Source organism: Pseudomonas sp. Xaverov 259 (genome assembly GCF_019352915.1).
Classification (GTDB): Bacteria; Pseudomonadota; Gammaproteobacteria; order Pseudomonadales; family Pseudomonadaceae; genus Aquipseudomonas.
The window spans coordinates 277,791-289,605 of record NZ_JAAAFV010000072.1 but is presented as its reverse complement, the minus strand read 5'-3'; the positions used below and the strand labels follow the sequence as shown (position 1 = coordinate 289,605).

The 11,815-nt window shown below is 58.6% G+C and carries 9 protein-coding genes; 2 read left to right on the top strand and 7 right to left on the bottom strand.

Features of this window, described 5'->3' with window-relative positions; translation table 11 throughout:
• Window positions 1-61: 61 nt before the first annotated feature.
• Window positions 62-2,113 (bottom strand): methionine--tRNA ligase, encoded by a 2,052-nt coding sequence (metG, locus tag K0H48_RS30065; RefSeq protein ID WP_219337806.1) that lies wholly within the window; start codon window positions 2,111-2,113, stop codon window positions 62-64.
• A gap of 172 nt (window positions 2,114-2,285) precedes the next feature.
• On the opposite strand from metG, the gene apbC reads away from it, so the two are divergent.
• Window positions 2,286-3,380, top strand: coding sequence for an iron-sulfur cluster carrier protein ApbC (apbC, locus tag K0H48_RS30060; protein ID WP_219337805.1), 1,095 nt, complete (start codon window positions 2,286-2,288; stop codon window positions 3,378-3,380).
• A 497-nt stretch (window positions 3,381-3,877) separates the two neighbouring features.
• Here the strand turns inward: apbC and fdxA are convergent, their stop codons facing one another.
• The 5 genes from fdxA to K0H48_RS30035 form a co-directional block, all read right to left on the bottom strand.
• On the bottom strand, window positions 3,878-4,201 hold the full coding sequence (gene fdxA / locus K0H48_RS30055) for a ferredoxin FdxA (protein WP_003208688.1): 324 nt from the start codon (window positions 4,199-4,201) through the stop codon (window positions 3,878-3,880).
• A gap of 142 nt (window positions 4,202-4,343) precedes the next feature.
• Window positions 4,344-6,935 carry a DNA mismatch repair protein MutS gene (gene mutS, locus K0H48_RS30050; RefSeq protein ID WP_219337804.1) on the bottom strand — a complete coding sequence of 864 codons (2,592 nt, stop codon included), beginning with the start codon at window positions 6,933-6,935 and terminating at the stop codon, window positions 4,344-4,346.
• A 359-nt stretch (window positions 6,936-7,294) separates the two neighbouring features.
• On the bottom strand, window positions 7,295-7,576 hold the full coding sequence (locus K0H48_RS30045) for a DUF3077 domain-containing protein (RefSeq protein ID WP_219337803.1): 282 nt from the start codon (window positions 7,574-7,576) through the stop codon (window positions 7,295-7,297).
• A gap of 396 nt (window positions 7,577-7,972) precedes the next feature.
• On the bottom strand, window positions 7,973-9,316 hold the full coding sequence (locus K0H48_RS30040; protein ID WP_219337802.1) for a HAMP domain-containing sensor histidine kinase: 1,344 nt from the start codon (window positions 9,314-9,316) through the stop codon (window positions 7,973-7,975).
• Complete coding sequence (locus tag K0H48_RS30035) at window positions 9,309-9,983, bottom strand: response regulator transcription factor (protein ID WP_138451275.1); 675 nt, start codon at window positions 9,981-9,983, stop codon at window positions 9,309-9,311. Before K0H48_RS30035 ends, K0H48_RS30040 begins: the two co-directional genes overlap by 8 nt.
• Before the next feature lie 136 nt (window positions 9,984-10,119).
• Between K0H48_RS30035 and K0H48_RS30030 the strand changes: the two genes are divergently transcribed.
• Window positions 10,120-10,296, top strand: a complete 177-nt coding sequence (locus tag K0H48_RS30030; RefSeq protein ID WP_219337801.1) for a hypothetical protein — start codon at window positions 10,120-10,122, stop codon at window positions 10,294-10,296.
• Window positions 10,297-10,666: 370 nt separating this feature from the next.
• Here the strand turns inward: K0H48_RS30030 and K0H48_RS30025 are convergent, their stop codons facing one another.
• Window positions 10,667-11,812: a serine hydrolase domain-containing protein gene (locus K0H48_RS30025; RefSeq protein ID WP_219337800.1), complete on the bottom strand. Its 1,146-nt coding sequence runs from the start codon at window positions 11,810-11,812 to the stop codon at window positions 10,667-10,669.
• Between the last annotated feature and the right edge of the window lie 3 nt (window positions 11,813-11,815).

Genomic DNA, 11,815 nt, shown 5'->3' with positions numbered 1-11,815 from the left:
CTCGCCACAAGAAGCCCGTTTGCCACGGGATGCCCGCTTACCGCAGACGGGCTTTGCCGGCTTACTTGATACGTTGACCCGGTTTGGCACCGCTGTCAGGGCTCAACAGGTAGATCTCTTCGCCGCCAGGGCCTGCCGCCATCACCATGCCTTCGGAGATACCGAACTTCATTTTGCGTGGCTTGAGGTTGGCGATCATCATGGTCAGGCGACCATCGAGCTTGGACGGGTCCGGGTAGGCGCTCTTGATGCCGGAGAACACGTTACGTTGTTCGCCACCCAGGTCCAGGGTCAGGCGCAGCAGCTTGTCGGCACCTTCTACGGCCTCGGCCTTGACGATCAGCGCAACGCGCAGGTCGACGGCGGCAAAGGCGTCGAAGTCGATTTCTGCCGAGATCGGATCCTTGGCCAGCTCACCGTTACCGGCGGGCGCAGCCGAACCGGTGTCGGTCTGGCTGGCGACCAGGTCTTCTTTCGAAGCGTCGGTCATGGCCTGGACTTTCACCGGGTCAATACGAGTCATCAACGGCTTGAACTCGTTCAACTGGTGGTTGCTGAGCAGGGTGGCGTGGTCGTTCCAGGTCAGCGGCGCGACGTTGAGGAACGCCTCGGCATCAGCGGCCAGCAATGGCAGCACCGGCTTGAGGAAAATCACCAACTGACGGAACAGGTTGACGCCCGTAGCGCAGATGGCCTGGACTTCCGCCTGCTTACCTTCCTGCTTGTTCAGAGACCACGGTGCCTTGTCGGCGATCCAGGCGTTGGCGCGGTCGGCCAGGCCCATGATCTCACGCATGGCGCGGGCAAAGTCACGGGCTTCATAGGCGTCGGCGATGCTTGGCGCGGCGGCCAGGAAGGCTTCGGTCAGTTCCGGAGCGGCGTTTTCAGCCACCAGCAAACCGGCATTGCCCTTGTGGATAAACCCGGCGCAACGGCTGGCGATGTTGACCACTTTGCCGACCAGGTCCGAGTTGACCTTTTGTACGAAGTCTTCCAGGTTCAGGTCCAGGTCGTCGACCCCACGGCCCAGCTTGGCGGCGTAGTAGTAGCGCAGGTATTCCGGCGACAGGTGGTCCAGGTAAGTGCGCGCCTTGATAAAGGTGCCACGGGACTTGGACATTTTCTGGCCATTGACCGTCAGGTAACCGTGCACGGCGATGCCGGTCGGCTTGCGGTAGCCCGAACCTTCGAGCATGGCCGGCCAGAACAGCGCGTGGAAGTTGACGATGTCCTTGCCGATGAAGTGGTACAGCTCGGCGGTGGAGTCCTTGGCCCAGTACGCATCGAAGTCCAGCTCCGGCGTGCGGTCGCAGAGGTTCTTGAAGCTGGCCATATAGCCGATTGGCGCGTCCAGCCACACATAGAAGTACTTGCCCGGCTCGCCCGGGATCTCGAAGCCGAAGTACGGCGCATCGCGGGAGATGTCCCACTGCTGCAGGCCGCTGTCGAGCCATTCGGAGAGTTTGTTGGCCACGGCGTCCTGCAAGGTGCCGCTGCGGGTCCAGGTTTGCAGCATTTGCTGGAAATCCGGAAGCTTGAAGAAAAAGTGCTGGGAATCCTTGAGCACCGGGGTGGCGCCGGAGATTGCCGACTTCGGGTTCTTCAAGTCAGTCGGTGCGTAGGTTGCACCACATTTTTCGCAGTTGTCGCCGTACTGGTCTTCGGTGCCACATTTAGGGCAGGTGCCCTTGATGAAGCGGTCGGCCAGGAACATTTTCTTTTCCGGGTCGAAATACTGGGTCACCGAACGCTGGTCGATGTGCCCGGCTTCCTTCAAGCGCAGGTAGATCTGGCTCGACAGCTCACGGTTTTCTTCGGAGTGGGTGGAGTGGAAGTTGTCGAAGTCCACCAGGAACTCGGCAAAGTCGGCGCTGTGTTCAGCCTGCACATTGGCGATCAGTTGTTCCGGGGTGATGCCTTCCTTTTCGGCGCGCAACATGATGGCCGAACCGTGGGCGTCGTCCGCGCAGACATAAATGCATTGGTTGCCGCGATGCTTCTGGAAGCGCACCCACATATCGGTCTGGATGTACTCAAGCATATGGCCAAGATGGATGGAACCATTGGCATAGGGCAGGGCGCTGGTGACGAGGATCTTGCGTGGCTCGGACATGGGGCTCGGCTACTTGATGAAACGGAGGTCGGCCACTATAAAGCGCCGGGAAATATATTTCACCCCGTGGTGCTGTTTCTGAATCTTCCCAGGTCTCGAAAGCATGCCGCTGGGCGGCCGGAACGGTTAGGATAGCCGCCTGTTTCAGTCAGTCTTTTTTCGGGAGTAGCCCATGAGCGCCGTCAATCGCGCAGCGGTGGAAGCCGTTCTTCGCCAGTACACCGACCCCTATTTGAACCAGGATCCAGTCAGCGCCGGCTGTGTACGTGCCATTGAAGTCCAGGGCGACCAGGTGTCGGTCCAGTTGGAACTGGGCTATGCCGCCGGTTTGTTCAAGAGCGGTTGGGCGCAGATGCTGCAAATGGCCATCGAAGGCCTGGACGGCGTGCGTTCGGCCAAGGTCGACATCCAGTGCGTGATCGCCGCGCACAAGGCCCAGGCGCAGATCCCGGGCCTGGCCAACGTCAAGAATGTCATCGCCGTGGCCTCCGGCAAGGGCGGCGTGGGTAAATCCACCACCGCCGCCAACCTGGCGCTGGCGCTAGCCCGAGAGGGTGCGCGCGTGGGCATCCTCGACGCGGATATCTACGGCCCAAGCCAGGGCGTGATGTTCGGCATTGCCGAAGGCACGCGGCCCAAGGTCAAGGACCAGAAGTGGTTCGTGCCGATCGAGTCGCTGGGCGTGGAAGTCATGTCCATGGCCTTCCTCACCGACGACAACACACCGATGGTCTGGCGCGGGCCGATGGTCTCTGGCGCCTTGCTGCAACTGGTCACCCAGACCGCCTGGGGCGACCTCGATTACCTGGTGATCGACATGCCGCCAGGCACTGGCGATATCCAACTGACACTGGCGCAAAAAGTGCCGGTGGCTGGCTCAGTAATCGTGACCACGCCTCAGGACCTGGCGCTGCTGGATGCCAGAAAAGGCGTGGAGATGTTCCGCAAGGTCAACATCCCGGTGCTGGGCGTTGTTGAAAATATGGCGGTACACATCTGTTCCAACTGCGGCCACGCCGAGCATTTGTTCGGCGAAGGCGGCGGCGAGAAGCTGGCGACCCAATACGGGGTTGAGTTGCTGGCGTCGCTGCCGCTGGCGATGGAAATTCGTGAGCAGGCCGACGGCGGCAAGCCGACCGTGGCCGCAGAGCCCGATGGGCCGATCGCTATGGTGTACCAGGAACTGGCCCGTCATGTGGGCGCGCGGATCGTCCTGCAGGAAGCGACGGCACCGGCGATGCCGACCATCACTGTCAGCGACGACTGAGTCTGCTGAATGAAAAAAGCCTCGACCTTGTCGGGGCTTTTTTATGCCTGCCGATCAGTCAAGCGTTCTCAATCACGCGTTTGCGCAATTGCGCATGTAAGCATTTGCTTACTTTTTCGTAAGTGATTGGTTTTTTTACCGGGCATGTCCATCTCGAAATGGTGAGAGGATTTTCTATCCTTATGAAAAATAACAATTATTTATACTTGAATGGGCGTTCAAGTCTGTCAGCCGATCACTTGGATCCCATTGAACTTCCCTCGGAACTCTCTAAGATCAGCCCTGTGTCCACGGATTGGCACAGCCATCAAGGAACGATGGTTGAAGGAACGTCGCAGGATGCGATTCATCAGGACGATGAAAAGGAATACAGGGACTAGGGAAAAAATGTGGGCGGGTCATACCGCCCCTTTTTTTTGCCTGCAGAAAAGTGAAACCGACCACCCGGAAACGCAAAAAGGCCCGCAAGGGGCCTTTTTTATTGGGCGGCGGCGCTATTAGCGCTCGAGGTCTGCAATCTTACCTTTCTTGCCATCCCACTCCGCTGCGTCAGGCATCGGATCTTTACGTTCAGTGATATTTGGCCAGATTTCCGCCAGCTCGACGTTCAACTGAATGAATTCCTGCATCTCTGCCGGGACTTCGTCCTCGGAGAAAATAGCGACGGCCGGGCATTCTGGTTCACACAGGGCGCAGTCAATGCACTCATCCGGGTGGATAACCAGGAAGTTCGGGCCTTCGTAGAAGCAGTCCACCGGACACACTTCGACGCAGTCGGTGTACTTGCACTTGATGCAGTTGTCGGTAACGACGAAGGTCATTTCTAATTCTCTCCTCAGGCGGCGGCAGCGAAACCCTTTGTGGCAGGGCTCGCGAGGTTCGGGAGCGATAGTCTGCAGGCCAGGCTAATAACCCGCAGCATCCCAAACCGCGCGAGAGTCTACCAGCTTGCAAGCCTGTGCGTTATATCCGAACTTGCAGTGCATATAACATTTCGAGCGCTTTACGCGGCGTCAAGCCGTCCAGGTCAAGCTTTGCCAACTCATCCAGCACCGGATGGGGCAGGCTGGCGAACATATCACTCTGGTGCGGCGCGCTGGGTTTGGCGCTGGTTTTGGCCGGGCTTGCCACCGGAATCTCGTGGGGCAGGGCGGTTTCTTCCAGGCGGCTCAAGTGTTCGCGGGCACGGCTGATGACTTGCGCGGGAACCCCCGCCAGTTGCGCCACGGCCAAGCCGTAACTCTGGCTTGCCGGTCCCGGCAGCACGTGGTGCAGGAACACGATGCGCTCGTTGTGCTCAGTGGCATTGAGGTGCACGTTGGCCACCAGCGGCTCGCTTTCCGGCAATACCGTCAGCTCGAAATAGTGCGTGGCAAACAGCGTATAGGCGCGCAAATGCGCCAAGCGCTCGGCCGCCGCCCACGCCAGCGACAAGCCGTCGAAGGTGCTGGTGCCGCGTCCCACTTCGTCCATCAGCACCAGACTGCGTTCGGTGGCGTTATGCAGGATGTTGGCGGTTTCGCTCATTTCCACCATAAAGGTCGAACGCCCACCGGCCAGGTCATCACTGGAACCGATCCGCGTGAAAATGCGGTCCACCAGCGACAACTCGCAACTGGCAGCCGGCACAAAGCTGCCAATATGCGCCAGCAACACGATCAATGCGGTTTGGCGCATGTAGGTGGATTTACCGCCCATGTTGGGACCGGTGATCACCAGCATGCGCGTGTCGTCATCCAGCGACAGGTCGTTGGCCACGAACGGCGTGGTCAACACCTGCTCCACCACTGGGTGGCGCCCCTGCACGATACGCATGCACGGCTCACTGACAAAACGCGGGCAGTTCAGGTCAAGATTCAGTGCGCGCTCGGCCAGGTTGCTCAGCACATCCAGTTCCGCCAAGGCGGCGGCGGTGTCTTGCAGCGGCGCCAAGCGGCTGATCAAATCTTCGAGCAACGCTTCATACAGCATCTTTTCGCGCGCCAGGGCACGGCTCTTGGCCGACAGGGCCTTGTCTTCGAACTCTTTCAGCTCCGGCGTAATGAAACGCTCGGCGCCTTTAAGGGTTTGGCGACGCTGATAATCAATCGGCGCCGACTCGGCCTGTTTGCTCGGCAACTCAATAAAGTAGCCGTGGACGCGGTTGTAGCCGACCTTCAAGTTGGCCAGGCCGGTACGGGCTTTTTCGCGGGCTTCCAGGTCAATCAGGAACTGCCCGGCGTTTTCGCTCAGCGATTGCAGCTCGTCCAGCTCGCTGTCGTAACCGGTTTTAAGCACGCCGCCGTCACGGATAATCGCCGGCGGGTTGTCGATAATGGCTTTTTCCAGCAGCGCCGCGAGGTCCGGGTAAGTGCCGGCCGTTACGGCGAGTTGTTGCAGGTGCGGCGTGTCCAGTTCGGTCATGGCCACTTGCAGCTGCGGCAGCGCGCTCAAGGCATCGCGTAGGCGCGCCAGGTCACGCGGCCGCGCATTGCGCAGGCCGATCCGCGCCAGGATGCGTTCGATATCGCCGATTTCTTTAAGCTGCGGCTGCAGGTTCTCAAAGCGATAGCGATCCAGCAGGCAAGTGATCGACGTCTGACGCGCTTGCAGCACAGTCAGGTCGCGCAGTGGGCGGTTCAACCAACGGGTCAGCAAGCGGCTGCCCATGGCCGTCTGGCAACGGTCGACCACCGATTGCAGCGTGTTATCGCGGCCACCGGCCAAGTTGGTGTCCAGCTCCAGGTTGCGACGGCTGGCGCCATCGAGCACCACGGTGTCATCCAGGCGCTCATGGCGCAGGCTGCGCAAATGCGGCAGGGCGGTGCGCTGGGTTTCCTTGGCATAACTGAGCAAGCAACCGGCAGCGCCGATGGCCAGGGTCAAGGTCTCGCAGCCGAAGCCTTTAAGGTCCTGTACCGAGAACTGCTGGCACAGACTTTTCAGCGCCGTGTCGCGCTCAAAATCCCACGGCGCACGACGCTTGGTCCCACGACGTTTTTCCGCAGGCAGATCCTTGGGCCAATCATCCGGAATCAACAACTCCACCGGATTGATGCGCTCCAGCTCCGCCAGCAGGTTCTCCCAACCCTTGATCTCCAGCACGCTGAAGTTGCCGCTGGTGATATCCAGCACCGACAGGCCAAACAAACGCTCATCACCCAGCACCGCCGCGATCAGGTTGTCACGACGCTCATCCAGCAACGCCTCATCACTCACCGTGCCCGGCGTGATAATGCGCACCACCTGACGTTCCACCGGCCCTTTGCTGGTGGCCGGATCGCCGATCTGCTCACAGATCACCACCGACTCGCCCAGCTTCACCAGCTTGACCAGATAACCTTCCAACGAATGGTAAGGAATCCCACACATCGGAATCGACTGCCCCGCCGACTGCCCACGCGCGGTCAGGGTAATGTCCAGCAGCTTGGCGGCCTTCTTCGCGTCTTCGTAGAAGATCTCGTAGAAGTCGCCCATGCGATAGAACATCAACTGATCAGGGTGCTGGTTTTTCAGGCGCCAGTACTGCTGCATCATCGGGGTGTGGGAGGACAGATCGGAGGTGTTTTTACTCATCAGATAGTTAGCAAATTCATTAAAAGGAGTGGGGCAAAGATGGGGCGCTTGGCCCTGCTAATTTTGCGATGGCGGCAAGGTTAACACGCGAGGTCGAGGGTTCGCAGGTCACAAACAGCCAGGTAAAAGCCAAAAATGGCGCAGCGCCCAATGGCCATCACTCTTAAGAAGGAACACCGAACCCATGGCGAGGGAGCTTGCTCCCGCTGGACTGCGCAGCAGTCCCATGCTCTTGAAGCAAAGAGCAGGGGCCGCTTCGCAGCCCAGCGGGAGCAAGCTCCCTCGCCACAGATCAGCGGTGCTTGTGCTATCTCTTAACTGATCGGAATCAGGCACCGCACCGGTTTTTCATTCGCCCCTTACTGAAGGTTAGCGGGCGAATCCAACACCTTCACCACATCATCAACCACCGCCTTGACCATCTCCTGCAAGTAATGCGACGCCCAAGCGTAACGGTCCGTTTCCTTGGTCATCGCCGCATCTTCGGCGAGTTGTTTGGCGACGTGGAGGAGGTCCGAGGCGTGGTTTAAGGCTTCGTGCAGGGAGACGCCGCTGTTGACGCGGAATAGCGGTTGGTCGCAGTGGAAGGAGAAGGGGGTGACGCCGAGGGTGGTTAACGCAGACGGATTTGTAGCGGTCATCGGTAAAACTCCCATATCGGTTGAGAGCTACCACGTTCGTTATCAGGCGAATTGGGTGGCAGCTGTGCGCAGGCTGATAAACCGGAGATACAGGAACCCGGCAGACCCGAAGGTCTCCCACGCACAGCCGCCATTGCACGAAATGTTGGGCGAAAAAAAACGCCAGCAAATCGGGTTTTGGGGGCGCTAGGTGCGCCTGCATCTTGCCGGGTTATCAGGCCCGGTCGCTGAATTGGCAGCGACGGAGGGGAGGGTAGCGTGGTGGGGGTATGGGTGCAACTGGGGATATTGCGTCACAGAAAACGAATTTCCCCCCTGAACTATTCCCGTACGAAAGCTAACCCACTCAAAGCGCCGCATAGACCGGGGCGGCAAGGGGACAGATCAATTTAATTATTATCCAGAAAATAAATCAGTCCCCTCAGTTGTACTTCCCCCATTATCTAAGGCCCGCACGCGGGTAAAGTCGAGAATCACGGTAAAGCGTTGTTGCTCGAGCACCACTTCAATCTGCCAGCCCAGTTTTGCACATAGCTGGCGCATCAACTGCAGCCCCAGCCCGTAGCCAAAATCGTTGGATTCCTGCCGCAACTTGATCTCCCTGATGTGGTTGACGATGCGCAACTGAGGGTACTTGAAACTGATTTCCACGGTGCCGTCTTCTGCGTATTGCAGCGCATTGCGCAGGAAGTTACCGATCACAATGCGACACGCCGTGGGGGGCAATAGGCAGGGCTCGGTGTGGATGTTGATCATCAAGTCGATATCCCGGTTACCGATCAGGTAGCGATGCTGTTGAATCAACTCGCCAACCAACTCGCTGACGTCAATGTGTTCCTGCGGCAATGGCTCGGGGTTCTCGCGGCTCATCCACAGCAACGTCTCGGCGATCAGTTGCATGTTCAGCACCGAACGTTCGATACGTTGCAAGGGCGGTGGCAGGACGCCGCCGGACTGCATGGCCAGCAATTCAATATTGGCCTTGAGCACGGCCAGCGGGGTCCGAAGTTCATGACTGGTATAGCGCAACAAGCGCTCTTCACGCAGGCTGGCGGCCTGAACCTGCTCAACGCTTTGGGCCAGTACATCAGCCAGCATGTTGAACTCTTTGAAGCTGAAGTCCGGCCGTTTGCCAGACAAGGCTTCCGGATTTTTCAGCGTACTGGACCATTGGGCCAGACGCCCCAGCGGGCGAACCAACCACCAGACCAGCAATGCGATGATGATCAATGCCGGCACAAATACCGCCAGGCTGATCAGCGCAACGCTACGCAGTACCTGGTCAAAGTAGGCGTCGGACAGCGGAGTCTCGACCTCACCCCCGGCTTCATGATCGTGGTCGACGTCGTACATATAAAGAATTTTGCCATCACCGAGGGGCTGCTCGAGGATTATCTGAATCGGCGCGTCGTCGTCATCGGAGTACAGGTCGCCAAAGATATGCACCGCGCCGAAGGACAGACTCGGTGGTGTCGCCAGTATCTGGCGAACGTTTTCCGGTAACGCCTGCTTGCCGATGACGCCGGTATAGAAGTAGTTGCCTGGAGGCGGCGTGGTCGGGTCGTTGTTGTAGTGCCTGGTGAAATACTGGGCTTCCTCTTCCATCATTGCACTGGCGGTGTAGAGCAACCCGCGCACAGTGAATGCAGGCAGCAATTGGCTGTAAATCACTAGGACCACAGTAATCAGCAGCAGAAAGCTCCCACTGATCACCCATTTCAAACTCAGGGCGTTACGCATGGGGTTTTACCTGAATACCGACCCCGGGAAGCGTGTGGATCAAGGGTCGACCAAAGGGTTTGTCTACCGTCTTGCGCAGTCGATGCATATGGACTTTAAGCGTATTGCTGTCGGGTGGCTCGTCGCCCCAGATGCTTGTTTCCAGGCGTTCCCGTGGTACGGGTTCTGGGCTGGCACGCATCAGGTGCTCCAATAAGGTCCAGCAAATGGGCGACAAATGCAGCGCTTGCCCGGCGCGACTGACTTTACGGGTGCTCAACTCCATCACCAAGTCATCCACCTGCAGGCGACTGGCCTGACCACTGCGGCGCAGGCTCAGTGCTCGAATCCTGGCCACCAGTTCGGCCAACTCGAATGGCTTCACCAGGTAGTCATCAGCGCCCGCAGCAAAGCTGGCGAGTTTGTCCGACAGAGCATCCAATGAAGTGAGCATCAAAATGGGCGTCTGACTGCCTTGCTGGCGTAACCGTTCACACAATTGCTGGCCGTCCAAACGCGGCAACATGATGTCCAGGATAATGACGTCGTAGTGCTGCTCAAGTGCCAGGTTAAGCCCGGTCTGGCCATTACTGGCGTGGTCGCAGACGATGCCGCTGATCTCCAGGTATTCAATGACGGTAGTGGCCAGATCGAGATTGTCTTCGACCAGCAGCAGGTGAATATGCACGGGATGTCCCCTTGGACGCTTGTCATTTATGGCCCGAAGGATAGCGGAAGTCAGCAGGGGTTCTCTGCAGGTTTACCTGACGTTAACCCATCACTGTTTAAGCTCAGGCTCTTCATATCCTGAGAGCGGCACAGCCATGAACCTGTCCTCGATGATCAAAGGCGCTTTGTTAGCGTTGATTTTTTTCGGCCTGATGGTCAGCGCCCTGCCGTCCCGGGGGCAGTTTGTGCGTCTGGGAGGCGGCGTCTGGTTTCTGATGGGCCAGCACATCGAGCAGACACGTGCGTACGGCGTTGCCAATGCACAGCCATAACGACGGCGTCAGCTACGCCTGGCAGGTAGCCATATGCCTCACACTGGTTGTGTGTGTGTCGGTGTCCATGGGTATCTATATCGTTCGCTTGAATACGCAAATTGATAAGCAACGAGAACTGTCGCCGGTGTATCTGCACGATTGTGACAAAGGGCTTGGGGGCTTTGTGGTCTACACCGACGGCAGGCGTAGCGTGGACAGTTGCTACATAGTCAATGAAAGTGAATCAACGGGCGTCGACGGGGCGCAGGACCCAACAAGACTTACCGCGTGGTGAACGGCTCAAATACACCCTCTCGTACAATAAAACCGCTCCCTGATCGGTTGGCACATTCCAGACACCAAGAACTCCACCCGCAGGGCAACCCGCTCAAAGCGCTGCATACACCAGTGATGACAGCCTTCCAGGCCGAGGGTCAATCATCGAATGACTGCCCGAAGTCGTGGTGACAAACCCAAAGCTCACTCGCCTCTCGGGGTCGGCGAAGCTTATCGGACCACCCAGCCCGATATGGCCAAAGGTGCCCGGGCCCATTGCGTGGGAAGCCGTCGGGTCACGTTGCTGTTCCAGCATGCAGCCCAAGCCATAACGCATTGGGCGCATCCAGACCCGATCCATGCCGTGACTGTGTTCTCGTGTGAATTCACTGAGCAGTTCGCAACCGATAAAGTGTCCGGCCATTAATGCCGTGTAAAAACCGGCTAAACCGTGCGCTGTGCCATGCCCGCACACCGCCGGTTGCTGATAGGCCCACCAGCGTGGGTCACTGGTTCGCCTGGGCACCATTCCGGGGTTGGTGAAGGCGAGTGTCGCGATGTGCGATGGCTCGTTTTTGAGCACCGTGCGCAACGCTTGCGAGTAACTGTCACCGACTCGTCCGCTGGCATTGTCGAAACGAGCAATGCGATGAAAGTCTTTTGCGTCCACGCCAAGGTGAACGTCGAGGGCACGGGGATCCAGAATCTCTTCATGGATAAAGACACAGGGATCACGCCCGTCCACCCGGCGAATCAGCTCACCCAGAATCCAGCCAAACGTCGTGGTGCCATACCCAAGGTCTGTTCCCGCTTCCCACCACAGCGGCTCGGCCTCCAGGACCCGCACCATATGCTCCCAGTCATACATCATGGCGTTATGGCCGGGGGTTCGCAGTGCCGGCAGGCCCGCGGTGTGATTCATCACCTGACGCAAGGTCACCTTGGCTTTGCCGTTTTGGGCGAACTCAGGCCAGTAGCGGGCCACGGATGCATCCAACTCCAGCTTGCCCTGTTCAACCAACATCAGCACGGCCACCGCGACGTAGGGTTTTACCACGCAAAAGGTATTGGCCAGCGTGTCGTGGCGCCAGGGCGTGGTGCCTTCCTGATCCGCCGTACCGGCCCATAAGTCGATAACGCGCTTTCCGTCTACTTGCACGCACAGCCCTGCACCACGCTCCTGCGGATCATCAAAAATGTCCTCGAAGGCTTGCCTGACCGCTGCGAACTGCTGCGTACAGATCCCTTGTGCTTTCATATG